A 14,995-nucleotide genomic window follows, 5' to 3' on the forward strand; every position below is an offset into this window, starting at 1 on the left:
GCGAGGCGTGGTGCGGTCGGGCCATGCACGACGCGGCACCTCGAGCGTGGGTGGTTGAGCTCGCGAGGGTCACGAGGTTCGGGAGCTTTGGGCGCGCAGGCGCAGTGGCGCTCGCGCTCATCGTGGGCGCGACCCTCGTGACGACCGGTGGCGCGCGCGCTGACGTGACCACGGACGTGCCGGTACGCCTCGGCGAGATCTCCGCGAGCCCGAGCGACGCGCCGGTGCTCCGCGCGTCGTTCGAGTCGGCGCTGCGGGCGCAGACGTTCCCAGCGCCGAAGCCCGGAGTCCGAGGCGCGCGCGCGATCGTCTCGGTGGCCGTGCTCGACTGCGACGACCACAGGTGCGGCGTCTCGGCGGTGGTGCGGGACGCGACGCGGGGCGGCGTGCTCGCCGTGCTGCGCGGGAGCGCCCGGAGCCCGTCGCCCGCGGCCCGCGAGGCGCTCCTCAGGAGCGCTGCCGCCGGTGCCGCGCGGCAGGTCCCCGCGGCGCTCCCGCGGTAGCCGCGTCGTTACGCTCCTCGCGGGTCGCTGATCGACGTGTTCCCCACCGGCGCCGGGAGCGCGAGCCACGCCACGCCGAAACCGAGGGCCGCGCCCACGGCGTAGCAAGGGAAATCGGACCACACGAACGTCGTGCCGAGCACGAGCCGCCCGAGCCGAGTGGTGCGCGCGGCGTCGAGCGGCGCCACGTGCCAGGCTTGGCTCAGCTCGACGAGCGCCGAGAGCCCGAACGCGACCGCCGCGAGGCGCGCGCGAGGCGCACGCGGCGCCGCGAAGAGCAGCAGAAAGAACACGAGCGTCGCGTAGAGCGCGTCCCCCGCGTACTCCGCGACGAAGCGCGGGAGCGCCGCCCCGTAGCACCGGCTCCCGAGGCCGAGCGGCACCGTCACCAAGGCGGCCGCGGCGGCGAAGAGGCGCGCCCGCCGCGCAGGCGTCACCGCGTGCAGCGCTTCCCGTTCCAGCAGATGTCGGCGCCGGGGCACGTGCAGACCCGCGTCTCCTTGGAGTCGGCCGGGTCGCAGCCGCAGGCGCCCGGCTTGCACATGTCTGGAAACTCGGAGGCGGTCTTGCAGCACGACAGCTGAACGATGGCCCCGCCGACCGACTGGCATTGAGCGACCGGGTCGTTGGGATCGACGTACCCGTCGGGCAGGTTCCCGAGGCCGCCGTCGCGCCCGGGAGCGCCCGCGTCTGCGGTGGGCGTGGAGGAGCTGCACGCAGCGAACGAGGAGGCGGCGACGACCACCGGAATCAACGCGAAGACGAAACGCATCAAGGAAGCGTCGCACACCCCGGGCCAAATGTCCTCGCGCGGCCCAAGCGGCCCCGAAAAACGGGAGTGAAGGCGGCGCGAAACCCGGATACGCTGCTCACACCCATGAGTTTCCCCCGCCCCCTTTCTGGCCGCCTCTTCGTCCTTCCCCTCTTCCCGCTCGTCGCCGCTGGGCTCGGCGTGCCGGTGGTCGCGTGCGGCCCCGGCGGCGCCGGCGAGGCCGTGCGCCCGCAGGCCCCGTCCGCCGCGACCGCTATTCAAGCGGAGACCGCCGACGCGATCATCACCTGTCGACCCGGATCCTACGCCGAGCCGCTGGCGGTCGATCTCTCGGCCAACGCCCGCGCCGACTTCGAGGCCGCGATGGACAGCGGCGTCGCGGTGGTTCACTACGACTGCAAGTCCGTGCGCCTGCTGAAGGACTGCCGCATCGCCGGCGAGTACCGGTTCGCGGGCGTGAGCCGCAAGGAGGAGGTCATCCACCTCGACAACCGCGACGAGATCAAGGCGAACCTCCCGCTCGCCCCCGTCGCGAAGGGCAGCGCCGAGATGGAGCGCGCGTCGGCGCTCGACATCGCGTACGTCCTGGTCGGCAAGCGCTCGACGCCGGCGATCGTGAGCCGCCAATACCTCGAGGGGAGCCAGTGCGGGGAGGCCACGCACTACATCCGCGCCGCCACGGTCGGGGCGTTCGCCGTGCAGACCGCCACGAAGGGGCGCGTCGCCGCGGCCGCCGAGGTGTTCGGCTCGAGCACGAGCGGTTCCAGCCAGAGCGGCAAGAACAGCGCGAAGAAGGACGGCAACCCGAAGTCCTGCGAGGAGTCCAAGCCCGGCTCCGACGCCCCGCCCGGCGAGTGCCGCTCGGCGATCCGCTTCGAGCTCGTGCCGGTCGCCGACAAGCCGCCGGCTCCGAAGGCCGAGGCGAAGGTCGATCCGAAGGCGCCCGCGAAGCCCGCGGCCCCGTCGAAGGAAGAAGGAAAGGCGGTTGACGATCCGTGCCCCGAGGGGTTCAAGCTCATCGCCGGCAAGTGCTCCAACGCCGTCGCGAGCGCCGCGAACGCGGCCCCCGCCTCTCACCTGTGCGCGCCGAAGGACACCGCCGACTGCGAGACGCAGTGCACCGCCGGGAACTTCGGGAGCTGCCACAACCTCGCGAACCTCGCGTACCGCAACTACGGCAAAGACGTGCCCGACGCGCAGAACGTGAAGGACGAGGACCGCGCGCTCGATCTCTGGAAGAAGGCCTGCGACGGCGGCGTCTTCGCGGCCTGCAACAGCTACGCGGACAACCGGACCTCGCGCACCGGCAGCCAGCCGAAGGACCTCGCGGCCGCGCACGCCGCCTACACGAAGGCGTGCGACGGCGGCAACTCCGACGCCTGCTACACGCTCGGCGACAACACGCTCCGCGGGCGAGAGGGCGAGACGAAGGACCCGGCCGCCGGCTTCACGCTGCTCTCGCGCTCGTGCAAGCTCGGCGACAGCCTCGGCTGCCGGGAGATGGGCGAGTACCTCTTCGCCGGCAAGTACGGCGTACCGAAGAACCCCGCGCTCGCCGACAAGCTCCTCACCGCGTTCTGCAACCAGGGCGATCTCCGCGCGTGCGACGATCTCGGGCACCACCTGCTCGGGCTCTTCGACGACTCCGACAAGCCCGAGGCGCCCCTCGCCGACATCGCGAACGCCAAGATCCGCGGCCGCGGGCTCCTCGACAAGGTCTGCCGCGCCAACGTGGGGCACTCGGAGGGCAACTGCGCCACCCTCGGCCGTGTGCTCGTCGCCGACAACGACCCGAAGGGGCGCGCCCTCCTCGCCGAGCGCTGCCCCACGGCGAAGGGTGACACTTGCGTCTTCCTCGGGCGCTCGTACCTCGAGGGCAAGGGCGGGCCGGTCGACAAGGCGAAGGGCTACGAGGCCCTCCTCGCGTCGAAAGACGACGACGCCATGATGAAGGCGGCGCTGGCCATCCAGGCCGGCGACGGCGTGAAGAAGGACGCGGCTAGGGCCAAGACGATCCTCGAGAAGCTCTGCAAGGAAGAGGAGTACGCGAAGGCCTGCAAGGCCCTCGGCGGCGCGAAGCCCGGCGCGAAGCCTGGCCTGGCGCCCGCCCCGGCCAAGGGCCCCGCCAAGCCGGCTCCCGCGAAGCCCGCGCCCAAGAAGTGACCTCGTGGCCCGCGGAGGGCCCGGGCGCGCGCCCGGGCCTCCTGCGCGGTTGCCAGCGACGCCGTCGCGCCGTATGGGCTTCCCGTGACCGAGAGAGCGCGCGCCACCTGGGACGAGTACTTCATGAACATCGCGCGGGAGGTGTCCAGCCGGGCCACCTGCGACCGTAAGCACGTGGGGGCGGTGGTCGTTCGCGACCGGAGCATCCTCGCGACTGGCTACAACGGATCGATCCGCGGCCTCGCGCACTGCGACGAGGAGGGCCACCTGATGGAAGACGGCCACTGCGTCCGCACGGTGCATGCGGAGGCCAACGCGGTAGCGCAAGCCGCGCGCAACGGCTCTCGCATCGACGGCGCAACGCTCTACGTGACCGCCTCGCCGTGCTGGGCCTGCTTTCGCCTGGTCGCGAACGCCGGGATCACGAGGATCGTGTTCGGCGAGTTCTATCGCGATCCGAAGATCTTCGAGTTCTCCAAGGCGCTAGGCATCGATCTCGTGGACCTGTCCCCAAGCTCCCCTGGCCCAGACACGACGCCCACGGCGCTCGGAGAGGTGGGGGCATGAGTGCGCTGTCTGTCGCGGTGGTGCAGGGCGGCCCCTCGAGCGAGGCGTGCGTCAGCCGCGCCTCGGCGGAGGGCGTGGCGGCGGCGCTGGAGCGCGCAGGCCACCGCGTGGCGCGCGTCGAGCTCGACGCGGACGCACCGAGCGCGCTGCGCGACGGGCGGTTCGACGTCGCCTTCCCGCTCACCCACGGCGCCTTCGGAGAGGATGGGTGTCTCCAGGGAGTGTTCGAGCTCCTGGCGCTCCCCTACGTGGGCGCCAACGTGCTTGCGAGCGCGCTCGCGATGAGCAAGCCGATGGCCAAGCTTGCGTTCGCCGCCGCGGGGCTCCCGCTCGCGCGCGGCCTCGCGTCGGCCCGCGGAGAGGCCCCCCCTCGCGCCCTCGCCGAGCGCGCGCTCACGGAGATCGGCAGGCGCTTGGTCGTCAAGCCGGCCGCGAACGGCTCGGCCATTGGCGTCGCGCGGCTCGAGGAGGGGTCCACCGTGGCCGACGTCGCCGCCGCCATCGAGGCGGCCTTCGAGGTCGACGAGGCCGTGCTCGTGGAGCACTTCGCCAAGGGCCGAGAGGTGACGTGCGGCGTGCTCGATCTCCACGCCGACGTCGCGCGCGCGAGCGGCGTCCTCGCCCTCGCTGCTCGGCCGGGCGCGGCCATGGCGCTGCCGCCCACCGAGGTGCTCGCCCCCGCGGACGCCTTCTACACGTACGAGGCCCGGTATGCGCCGGGGCGCAGCCAGCACGCGTGCCCTGCCCCGCTCCCCCCGGCGGTCGCCGAGCGAGTGCAGCGGGTGGCGGTGGGCGCGCACCGCGCGCTCGGGGTGCGCGATCTCTCGCGGGTCGACTTCGTAGTCGGCGACACGCACGATCCCGACGCGGTCACGCTGCTCGAGGTGAACACCCTGCCGGGCTTCACGCCCACGAGCCTCTACCCGGAGGCCGCGGGCGTGCTCGGGCTCGCCCTCCCCACGCTCTGCGATCTGCTCGTCAGGAGCGCCCACGCGCGCGGCGCGCGGCCACGCAACATCGCGAAACCACTACCTAAATAGCATTGAGGTCGACCCGCGACGGAGGGGCGAGGCGGCGCCGCGCCCCCCGTGATCAGGCCGGGCGCCGGCTCACTTGAAGCCGCGGACAATCTTCACGAGGCCGTCGACCACTTCGGGCTTCGTGTCGGGCGGGAGCGGGGGCATCGACGCGCTCTTGCCGACCGCGGCGCCGCCCTCCTTGATGACCTTCTTGAGCTGCTCGTCGGTGACCGACGCCTGCCAGGCCTTGTCGCTGTAGGCGCGGGGCTTAGGGTTGAGCGCGGCGGCCGCCGGGCCGTCGCCCTTGCCCGTGGTGCCGTGGCATGGCGAGCAGGTCGTCTCGAAGAGCTTCTTGGCCTCCTCGTCGCCGGGGCCGGCCTTCACGGCCGAGGAGCCTTTGTCGGCGGGCGCCTCGGTCTTGCTGCAGCCGATCACAGCGAGCGAGGCACCGACGGAGAGGAGAGCGGTCGCGATGAGCAGGTTAGTCTTCATGGGTTCTCCGGAGCGTGGGGTGCGGTTCGGGTCAGACAAGGGCGGCTGCGCCGGCCTGGCGACTTGCGGCACCTTACATCGGTCGATGCGCGCACTCCAAGCGCACGCAGGCACCCTCGGTTGAATTTTGGACATCGAGGTCCTACAAGGCTCGCGACCCCGGCCCTTGGCGCGCCCGCCCACGCGCCCCAAGGTTCGGCGGTGCCCGCAACCCCACGCGGCGCGGACCGCGCAGGATTTTCGGCCCACGCAGAACGGCGCCCTCGAGCGAGCGAAATTGGGCTAGTCGTCCGTCGAGAACGGGGATGCGACACCCGCGCGGCCTGCTAAAGAAGCCCGCGCGCGGCTTCGCAGAACGCTCCGCGAGACCGCGCGCTTCGAGACCCCCCGAGTCGAGACCCCCCGAGGACTAGTCATGGCCAAGAATTCTTTCGGCGCAGAGGCCGCTCTTTCCGTCGGCGCCAAGTCGTTTACCGTCTACCGGCTCGCGGCCGTCGAGGGCGCGTTCCCGGCGGCGAAGACCCTCCCTTACTCGCTCAAGATCCTCCTCGAGAACCTGCTGCGCACCGAAGACGGCGTGAACGTCAAGAAGGCCGACATCGAGGCCCTCGCCGCCTGGGAGCCGAAGGCGACCCCCACGAAGGAGATCGCCTTCACGCCGGGCCGCGTGCTCCTGCAAGACTTCACGGGCGTGCCGGCCGTCGTCGACCTCGCGGCCATGCGCGACGCGATGAAGGCGCTCGGCGGCGATCCCAAGAAGATAAACCCCCTCCAGCCGGTCGAGCTCGTCATCGACCACTCCGTGCAGGTCGACCACTTCGGCAGCAAGGACGCCGCCGAGAAGAACGCGGCCGTCGAGTTCGAGCGCAACCAAGAGCGCTACCGCTTCCTCAAGTGGGGCCAGATCGGCTTCCGCAACTTCAAGGCGGTCCCGCCCGACACCGGCATCGTGCACCAGGTCAACCTCGAGTACCTGGCGCGGGCGGTGATGGTGAACGACGCCGGCGTCGCCTACCCCGACACCGTCGTGGGCACCGACTCCCACACCACCATGATCAACGGCCTCGGCGTGCTCGGCTGGGGCGTGGGCGGCATCGAGGCCGAGGCGGCGATGCTCGGCCAGCCGGTCAGCATGCTCATCCCTCACGTCATCGGCGTGCGCCTCACCGGCAAGCTCACCGAGGGCGCCACGGCCACCGATCTCGTGCTCACCGTCACGCAGATGCTGCGCAAGTACGGCGTGGTCGGGAAGTTCGTCGAGTTCTTCGGGCCGGGCCTCGCCGAGCTGCCGCTCGCCGACCGCGCCACCATCGCGAACATGGCGCCCGAGTACGGCGCGACCTGCGGCATCTTCCCCATCGACGAGGAGACCCTGAAGTTCCTGCGGTTCACCGGCCGCAGCGACGAGCAGGTCGCGCTGGTGGAGGCGTACGCGAAGGAGCTCGGCCTCTTCTACACGAAGGACACGCCCGAGGCCCGCTACACCGACGTGCTCCCCTTCGACCTCGCCTCGGTGGAGCCCAGCCTCGCCGGCCCCGCGCGGCCCCAGGACCGCGTCGTCCTCGGCGGCGTGAAGGCGTCGTTCGAAGCGGCGCTTGCAGTCTACAAGGACCGCGCCGCGGCGGCGAAGAAGAAGAGCGTCGTCGCGGCGGCGCCCTCCGAGCCCGCGGACAAAGACGTGGCCCACGGGAGCGTCGTCATCGCCGCCATCACGAGCTGCACGAACACCTCGAACCCGTCGGTGCTCATCGCCGCGGGCCTCGTGGCGAAGAAGGCGGCGGAGCGCGGGCTCACCACGAAGCCGTGGGTCAAGACCAGCCTCGCGCCGGGCTCGCTCGTGGTCACCGAGTACCTCAGGTCGGCGGGCCTGCTCGAGCCGCTGGAGCAGCTCCGCTTCCACGTGACGGGCTACGGCTGCACGACCTGCATCGGCAACTCCGGGCCGCTCCCGGGCTCGGTCTCCCGCGCGATCGACGAGAACGACCTCATGGTGGGCGCCGTCATCAGCGGCAACCGCAACTTCGAGGGCCGCGTCCACGCGGAGGTGCGCGCGAACTACCTCGCGTCGCCCCCGCTCGTCGTCGCGTACGCGCTCGCGGGCTCCGTCACGATCGACCTCACGACCGAGCCGCTCGGCAAGGGCGCAGACGGCGCCGACGTGTTCCTGAAGGACATCTGGCCCACGCAGCGCGAGGTCGCCGACACGCTGGCGCGCTCGCTCGACGCGAAGATGTTCACCGCCGTCTACGCCGACGTCTTCAAGGGCGACGAGGCCTGGCGCTCGCTCGAGGTGCCGGAGGGCGACCTCTACGCGTGGGAGCCGGGCTCCACCTACGTGAAGCACCCACCCTACTTCGAGGGCATGACCCGCACGCCCGCGCCCGTGAGCGACATCACCGGCGCGCGCGCGCTCGCGGTCCTGGGTGACAGCATCACCACCGACCACATCTCGCCGGCGGGATCGATCAAGAAGGACAGCCCCGCGGGCAAGTACCTCATCGAGCACGGCGTCGACCCCAAGGACTTCAACTCGCTCGGCTCACGCCGCGGCAACCACGAGGTCATGGTGCGCGGCACGTTCGCCAACGTGCGCCTGCGCAACCAGCTCGCCCCCGGCACGGAGGGCGGCGTCACGCGCCACCTGCCGAGCGGTGACGGGATGAGCATTTTCGACGCTTCGGTCCGCTACGCCTCCGAGGGCGTGCCGCTCTGCGTGCTCGCCGGCAAGGAGTACGGCTCCGGCTCGTCGCGCGACTGGGCCGCCAAGGGCCCGAAGCTCCTCGGCATTCGCTTCGTCGTGGCGGAGAGCTACGAGCGCATCCACCGGTCGAACCTCATCGGCATGGGCATCCTCCCGCTCCAGTTCCGCGCGGGCGAGAGCGCCGCGTCCCTCGGCCTCACGGGCGAGGAGGTCTTCGCGGTGAAGGGCCTCGCCCCGCTCCTCGCGTCGAACTTCGCGGCAGGCCGCGAGATCGAGGTGGAGGCCACCGCCCCGGACGGCGCCGCGCGGAGCTTCAAGGCGACCGTGCGTATCGATACCGAGGGCGAGATCCAGTACTACCAGCACGGCGGGATCCTCCAGTTCGTGCTGCGGCAGCTCTGCAGCTGAGCCTCCCAAAAGGAAAGGGCGCGGCCACAAGCGCGTTACATCAATAGTCTCGAGTACATGGACGGCCCTCACGGCGCCGTCCGCGTGGAAGCGAAGCAAGGACCATGACCGAATTCCAGTCAGAGATTCTGAAACCGGGTGCGGGCGCAGAGGCGAAGGCCGGGCACACCGTGACGGTGCACTACGTCGGCACGCTCACCGACGGCAAGAAGTTCGACAGCTCGCGCGATCGCAACGAGGGCTTCGTGTTCAAGCTCGGCGCCGGGCAGGTCATCAAGGGGTGGGACCAGGGCGTCGCCGGCATGAAGGTCGGTGAGCTCCGCAAGCTCACGATCCCCTCGAGCATGGCGTACGGCGAGCGCGGGTTCCCACCGGTCATACCGGCGAACGCCACGCTCGTATTCGAGGTCGAGCTGCTCGGCGTCCGCTGAAGCGGGCGCGTTCGGAGGGCCGCAGCGGCGCGCTCACGGCGCCGACGTGCCGAAAACAAGGAGAGGGGCCGGCCGTGCCCCTCTCCTTTCTTTTCTTTGCCTCGGCTCAGCGCGGACGGTTAGCCTCATCCTTCGCATGAACCGCTTCCTCCGCCACGGCCTGCTCCTCGCCCTCCTTCTGCTCCTCCCCGGGGTTACCGGCTGCAAGAAGCTCTTCAAAAAGAAGACGCCGATCGACGCGGGGGTCGCCATCGTGGACGCCCCGGAGAACACCGAGGAGCCGCAGGACAGGGAAGACGAGGCCCTCGGCAACAAGGTGGGCGAGTACATCCGCAACTGCATGAACGCGATCTCCTCGCGCGTGTACCAGTCGCGACGCCGCTACATGTCGTGGGTGCCGAAGACCGGTCCCACCGGGCGCGAGACCCGCGTCTACGGGCTCTACCAGATGAGCGGCGCGGCGAAATGCAACGCGGCGGCCACCAAGGCGAAGGGCATGCTGCCCTCCGAGCCCGGGATCGAGACGGCAGGCCAGCGCTACGCGAAGTCGGTGATGGTGCTCGAGCCCATCATGAACAGCGCGTACACGTACTACGATCAGAAGAACTACCGCGACGACAAGTTCGCCCAGGGCAAGGCGCTCCACGCCCAGCTCACGGCGGCGTTCGACGAGTTCATCAAGGCCGACCACGAGATCCACCAGGCGGTCGGGGCGGTCACGAAGCCGCTCTCGCAGCGGCAGCTCGCGCGCATCGAGCGCGAGGAGGGCAAGAAGTTTCGCTTCCACCGCCGCAACGTGCTCAACATCGCGCGCGACCTCGTGGAGATCGGTGATCCGAACGGCGAGGACGACGAGGTGTCGTACGCCATCTACGACGCCTCGTTCCAGGACCTCGACAAGGCGCTCACCGCGCTGAAAGACTACGGGGTCCTCCGCCGGTCGGACCTCATGAACACCAAAAAGGCGAAGATCGGCGCCACCACGGCGTACGATAACTTCGTGCGCGCCTGCGAGGAATACGTGAGGCGCGCGCGCGACTACGGGCGCTGCCTCCGTGACGCGCCGGCCTTCGCCAAGACCAAGGACGGCAAGGTCGACCTCGACAAGCTGCCGCGCTGCAAGGACAGCGGCCGCCGCGACTTCGGCGACAAATACGACGCGTTCATCGTCACCTCGAACAGCAACTCGTTCCCCTTCTGAGGTCGCCTCGGACGCGTCGACGCTCGTGACCCTGCCCGACCCCCTCGCGTCTCCTGGTCCCCGTCGCTGGCGGCGAGTGGACACATGGCGCGACGCCTGGGAACATGGCCGAGCGCTGTTCGTACGCGCCCTCGGAACGCCGTCATGAGCCCCGCCTCTACGTCAGCTAGGAGCCTCGTGCTTCGCAAAGACAAGGCACCTCGTCCGGTGGGCGGGCGATGACCGCCGCGCTCGACTCCGGCTCGCTCGTCGGGCAGACGATCGGGGGCAAGTTCCTGGTCGACGCCTACGTTGGCGGCGGCGCGATGGGCGAGGTGTACCGGGCCACCCACGTCGATTTGGGGCGAACCGTCGCGCTCAAGGTGATGCGGAGCGATCTCTCCGACGCGACCTTCGCGATGCGGTTTCAGCGCGAAGCCAAGGCCGCGAGCCTGCTCGATCACCCGAACACGGTGCGCGTGCTCGACTTCGGGACGGAGGCGTCGGGCCTCGCGTACATCGCGATGGAGTTCCTCGACGGGATGGACCTGTTCCAGCTCATCAAGGCGGAGCACCCCCTCCCCGACGAGCGGATCGTGTCGCTCCTCGGGCAGGCGCTCTCGGCCATGAAGGCGGCGCATCGGCTCGGGATCATCCACCGCGACATCAAACCCGAGAACATCATGGTCGTGGAGACCCACGACGACGACGGCGCCGAGCTCCGCGAGGTGGTCAAGGTCTGCGATTTTGGCATCGCCAAGATCACCGAGCGCGAGGGCGCGCAGACCGAGCCCGGCCGCGCGCTCACCGGCACGGGCACGCTCATGGGCACGCCGGAGTACATGTCGCCGGAGCAGTCGCGAGGTGAGCCGCTCGACGCGCGCAGCGACCTCTACTCGATGGGCATCGTGCTCTTCCAGATGCTCACCGGCCGCGTCCCCTTCACTGGCGACTCGCCGCTCGGGATCGTCGTCAAGCAGGTCACCGATGCGCCCCCGAAGCCCTCGTCCCTCCGCCCGGAGGTCGACCCGCGCCTCGAGCAGATCTGTCTGCGAGCGCTCGAGAAGCGGCCCGAAGACCGCTTCCAGTCGGCGGCGGAGATGCGCGCCGCGCTGCTCGGCATCGTCGATCCCTCGCAGTCGCTGCCGCTCGTCCGCGCGGCCACCGACTCGTCCCGTGCGCTCTCGTCCGGCGCGCTCCCCGCCGCGTCCGGCGCCCTCCCCGCCGCGCACACCGCCGACTCCGACCTGGGCACACGCGCGACGGTCCACGCGGGCCACGTCGTCCCCCCGACCGAAGCGCCTCTCCCCAAGCGCAGGTCGCGGAGCAGCGCGCTGGTGCTCTTGCTCGTGCTCTTCGGGGGCCTGCTGCTGGGCAGCGCGTTGTTCGTGGTGCCCAAGCTGCTTGGTCAGGGCCCGACGCCTGTCACGGCAGGGTCGACCTCGACGCCCGGTACGGTGTCGGCGCCGCTCACCTCCGTCGCCACGCCGCCGAGCGCGCCCACGACCCCGCACGCGGCCACCGCGCCCACCGGGTCCACCGCGCCCTCGGGGCCCGGGCCGACGACCGGACCGGGGCCGACGACCGGCCCTACGAGGCCGACGCCCAGCCACGTGGCCTCCCTCCCTTCGGCGCCGCCCGCGCCGCCCGCCTCGGCCCCCAGCGGGGCCCCGCGCGCGAGCGCCTCCGCGCCCCCCCCCGAGGTGCCTGAGGCACCCATCAACACCGACCACGCGTTCGTGCGACTCGGGAGCGTGTCGGCGGGCGCGACCGTTCAACCGCTCGTGGTCGCGTTCATGACGCGCGCTCTGCCGAGCCTGTCGGGGTGCTACCGGAACGCGCTGAAGGCGGCGAACAAGGCGACCGGCGGACCGCTCACCGTCGCGCTGTCGATCGACGAGAAGGGCAACATCCTCTACGCCGCGGCGGTGCCGACGCCGGCCACGCGGGCGCTTACCGGACTCCCGGGCTGCTTCCAGGGGGCCCTCGCGAACCGCAACATCGGGCGCGTGGACTCCACCTCGACCGCCGACGTGCAGCTCACGCTCGTGCCTCAATGACTTGCGTCGCGCGTCGTCGCGGCCCCGCCGGAAGCGCTCGCGTGCGCGACGGGTGGCCCTAGGGTAATGTAACGCCATGCGATTTCGCTTCGCATTCTTGTGGTCTTCGCTGGTCGCGGCTGCCGCGCCGGCGGCCTTCGTCGCTTGCTCCACGGGGGACACGACGACGAAGCCCCCACCGCTTGTGCTCTCCGAGGAGGACGCCGCGCGCCGCGACAGCGCACCGCCCCCCGTGGAGCTCGACGCCGCGCCGCCCCTCATCACCGACGCGGGCCCCGCGCGAGGCACGATCTACGTGCACACCGGGCGCACCCTGTTCCTGTTCGACCCGGTGGGCAGGTCGTTCAAAACGATCGGCAACTTCAGCTGCCTGACGACCGACGCGTTCTACGACGAGGTCGGCGACATCGCGGTGAACCGCGACGGCGAAATCTACGGCACGACGCTCGACGATCGCTTCATCAAGATCGACCCCCTCACCGCGAGCTGCACCCAGATCGCGACGTCCTCCGACGTCTCGGGCTACCCGAACTCGCTCTCGTTCGTGCCGCGCGGCACCCTAGACCCCGCGAACGACGCGCTCGTCGGATACTTCGACGACGAGTACGTGCGGATCGACGTGAGCACCGGCAAAATCACGGTGATCGGCAAGCTGAACCCCCCAGACGCCTCGACCGTGTACGAGTCGTCGGGTGACATCGTCTCGGTCGCGCAGGACCGCACCTACCTCAGCGCCAAGACGCTCCGCAACGGCGTCGTCCAAGACGGCGGCGACGTGCTCGTGCGCTTCGACCCGAAGACCGGCGCTCGACTGGCCGTGGCCGCGTCGAGCACCCGGAAGAGCGCCATTTACGGCATGGGGTACTGGGCCGGCACCGCCTACGGGTTCACGGCGGCCGGCGAGGCCTTGGCGATCGATCCCGCCACCGGCGTCACGACGGTCGTCCCCGTCGACGCGGGCGGCGCCCGATCCAACCAGGGTGTGTTCTACGGGGCCGGCTCGACGACCGTCGCGCCGGTCCGGTGAAGGAGCCGCATGAGGGCGAGCGCGAGGTCTCGTGTGCAGGTGTTCGGGGTCGCCGTCTCCGCGTTCGCCGCGCCGCTGGCCGCGCTCGCAGCGTTCGCGGCTTGCTCGAGCGACACGAAGCCGAACGGGCCGCCGCCCCTCGTGCTCACCGACGAGGACGCCGCCAAGCGCGACGTCAAGCTGCCGGATCCGCCCGACACGGCGCTGCCTCCCCCGCCGGACAGCGGCGGCCCCACGGGCACCATCTACGTGCAGACGGGCGTCTCGCTGCAGGTGTACGAGCCGTACTCTAAAACCCTCAAGAACATTGGCAAATATACCTGCCTGCCTGACGACGACTTCGTGATCGACATCGCCGTCGACCGCGACAACAACGTGTACGGCGTCACCCGAAAGGACCGCTTCCTGAAGGTGGATCCCCTCTCCGGCGCGTGCAGCGTCATCCGCAAGGGCACCGGCTACGAGTACCCCGTGCTCATCGCGTTCGTGCCGCGCGGCTCGCTCGATCCCGCGAACGACGCGCTCGTGGGGTTCGACGATAATCTCTATCTGCGCCTCGACCTTCGAACAGGAGCCGTCACCACCATCGGCGAGCTGAACCCGCCGGGCGTGGCGAACCCGTACTACGCGAGCGGCGATCTCGTCTTCGCGGGCAAGAACGGGATGTTCCTCACGGCAACACCCGACTTCGCGGGCGCCCCCGACGCGGGCGACACGTTCATTCGCTTCGATCCAAAGACCGGCCGGCGCCTCGCGATCGTGGGCACGACCGGCGGCTACCAACAGCTCTACGGGCTCGGCTACTGGGGCGGGAGCATCTTCGCGTTCACCACGCCGGGCGAAATCCTGAAGGTGAGCCCCACCAACGCGGCGACCACGCTCGTGAAGCGGGTCGACGCCGGTCCGGACGCGGCGGAGGTGTTCTACGGGGCAGGCTCCACGACGGTCGCCCCTGAGACGCCCCCGCTGTAGAGCGAGGCTGGCGCCAGGGACGGCGACGGGGTTTTCGCCGCGCGCTCCGTGTGCGATGGTCGGCTCATGACGCCGTCGCGCCTGTCCCCTCTGCTCGCATGCCTGCTCGCTTGCCTCACTTCGACGGCTTGCGGAAGCCCTCAGGCCCCCGTGACCACGCCCGCCCCGTCCGCCAGCTCCGCGGACACCCCGCGGCCCGCGCCCTCCGCCGCCTCGGCGGCGCCGCTCGCCAGCGCGAGCCCGTCGAGCAGCGAACCCACGGCGGCCCCGACGACGTCCACGCCGCCCCCGAGCGCGCCTGCGGGCGGCGCCATCGTGATGGACGATCCCAGCGGCTGCACCCCCGAGGCCACCGCCTTCGAGCACGAGACGCACCCGAAGCTGCGCGCGTGCTACCGCGAGGGCAAGAAGGAGGACCCCAACCTCGAGGGTACGATCAAGATCCTCCTCACGTTCGACGCGCGCGGCAAGCGCACCGTGAAGACCGAGGACATCACGCTACCCAAGGCCGTCGCCACCTGCATGACCCACGTCATCGCGACGACCCCCTTCCCTGGGGGCAAGCGCTGCGTGGGGAAAAGTCTGACCTTTCCGATCAAGTTCCCGTCGCGCTGATCGACCCGCCCGTCGCGCGCTCGAGGCACAAAATGGGATCGCGCGCCGAGCCCTTGGCCCGGCGCGCGAGGCGTTCACGCTCGCC

General features: G+C 70.7%; 15 protein-coding genes. 11 read left to right on the forward strand and 4 right to left on the reverse strand.

All coding sequences use genetic code 11. The features are described from left to right. Positions 1–23: 23 nt before the first annotated feature. On the forward strand, positions 24–503 hold the full coding sequence (locus IPQ09_20065; protein ID MBL0196476.1) for a hypothetical protein: 480 nt from the start codon (positions 24–26) through the stop codon (positions 501–503). 8 nt (positions 504–511) lie between these two features. Here IPQ09_20065 and IPQ09_20070 read toward each other — a convergent pair whose 3' ends face one another. Both IPQ09_20070 and IPQ09_20075 read right to left on the reverse strand, forming a co-directional pair. Then, on the reverse strand, positions 512–940 hold the full coding sequence (locus IPQ09_20070; GenBank protein MBL0196477.1) for a DUF2809 domain-containing protein: 429 nt from the start codon (positions 938–940) through the stop codon (positions 512–514). Continuing rightward, entirely contained in the window at positions 937–1,275 is a 339-nt protein-coding gene (locus tag IPQ09_20075; protein ID MBL0196478.1) for a hypothetical protein, read from the reverse strand. The genes IPQ09_20070 and IPQ09_20075 overlap by 4 nt, the downstream gene beginning before the upstream one ends. A gap of 105 nt (positions 1,276–1,380) precedes the next feature. Here IPQ09_20075 and IPQ09_20080 point away from each other — a divergent pair, with 105 nt between their 5' ends. The 3 genes from IPQ09_20080 (at position 1,381) to IPQ09_20090 (ending at position 5,045) form a co-directional block, all read left to right on the forward strand. After that, on the forward strand, positions 1,381–3,438 hold the full coding sequence (locus tag IPQ09_20080; protein ID MBL0196479.1) for a sel1 repeat family protein: 2,058 nt from the start codon (positions 1,381–1,383) through the stop codon (positions 3,436–3,438). A 123-nt stretch (positions 3,439–3,561) separates the two neighbouring features. Next, a complete protein-coding gene (locus tag IPQ09_20085) occupies positions 3,562–4,005 on the forward strand; it encodes a dCMP deaminase family protein (protein MBL0196480.1) in 444 nt (147 codons plus the stop codon). Continuing rightward, positions 4,002–5,045: a D-alanine--D-alanine ligase gene (locus IPQ09_20090; GenBank protein ID MBL0196481.1), complete on the forward strand. Its 1,044-nt coding sequence runs from the start codon at positions 4,002–4,004 to the stop codon at positions 5,043–5,045. Before IPQ09_20085 ends, IPQ09_20090 begins: the two co-directional genes overlap by 4 nt. Before the next feature lie 69 nt (positions 5,046–5,114). On the opposite strand, the gene IPQ09_20095 is transcribed toward IPQ09_20090, so the two are convergent. Continuing rightward, the gene (locus tag IPQ09_20095; GenBank protein MBL0196482.1) at positions 5,115–5,516 is read right to left on the reverse strand and encodes a c-type cytochrome; all 402 of its coding nucleotides are present in this window, start codon (positions 5,514–5,516) and stop codon (positions 5,115–5,117) included. 415 nt (positions 5,517–5,931) lie between these two features. Here IPQ09_20095 and acnA point away from each other — a divergent pair, with 415 nt between their 5' ends. From acnA to IPQ09_20125, 6 genes are all read left to right on the forward strand, one after another. Beyond that, positions 5,932–8,625: an aconitate hydratase AcnA gene (gene acnA, locus IPQ09_20100; GenBank protein ID MBL0196483.1), complete on the forward strand. Its 2,694-nt coding sequence runs from the start codon at positions 5,932–5,934 to the stop codon at positions 8,623–8,625. Between the two features lie 104 nt (positions 8,626–8,729). Next, complete coding sequence (locus IPQ09_20105; protein ID MBL0196484.1) at positions 8,730–9,056, forward strand: FKBP-type peptidyl-prolyl cis-trans isomerase; 327 nt, start codon at positions 8,730–8,732, stop codon at positions 9,054–9,056. A 136-nt stretch (positions 9,057–9,192) separates the two neighbouring features. Next, positions 9,193–10,257, forward strand: coding sequence for a DUF3829 domain-containing protein (locus IPQ09_20110; protein MBL0196485.1), 1,065 nt, complete (start codon positions 9,193–9,195; stop codon positions 10,255–10,257). Positions 10,258–10,475: 218 nt separating this feature from the next. Then, positions 10,476–12,296 carry a serine/threonine protein kinase gene (locus IPQ09_20115; GenBank protein ID MBL0196486.1) on the forward strand — a complete coding sequence of 607 codons (1,821 nt, stop codon included), beginning with the start codon at positions 10,476–10,478 and terminating at the stop codon, positions 12,294–12,296. Between the two features lie 76 nt (positions 12,297–12,372). Next, positions 12,373–13,323, forward strand: coding sequence for a hypothetical protein (locus IPQ09_20120; GenBank protein ID MBL0196487.1), 951 nt, complete (start codon positions 12,373–12,375; stop codon positions 13,321–13,323). A 9-nt stretch (positions 13,324–13,332) separates the two neighbouring features. Next, entirely contained in the window at positions 13,333–14,295 is a 963-nt protein-coding gene (locus IPQ09_20125) for a hypothetical protein (GenBank protein ID MBL0196488.1), read from the forward strand. A 140-nt stretch (positions 14,296–14,435) separates the two neighbouring features. On the opposite strand, the gene IPQ09_20130 is transcribed toward IPQ09_20125, so the two are convergent. Next, a complete protein-coding gene (locus tag IPQ09_20130; GenBank protein MBL0196489.1) occupies positions 14,436–14,609 on the reverse strand; it encodes a hypothetical protein in 174 nt (57 codons plus the stop codon). Position 14,610: 1 nt separating this feature from the next. Here IPQ09_20130 and IPQ09_20135 point away from each other — a divergent pair, with 1 nt between their 5' ends. Then, positions 14,611–14,910 (forward strand): hypothetical protein, encoded by a 300-nt coding sequence (locus IPQ09_20135; protein ID MBL0196490.1) that lies wholly within the window; start codon positions 14,611–14,613, stop codon positions 14,908–14,910. Positions 14,911–14,995 lie beyond the last annotated feature (85 nt).

Source organism: Myxococcales bacterium, assembly GCA_016720545.1.
Classification (GTDB): Bacteria; Myxococcota_A; Polyangia; order Polyangiales; family Polyangiaceae; genus JAAFHV01.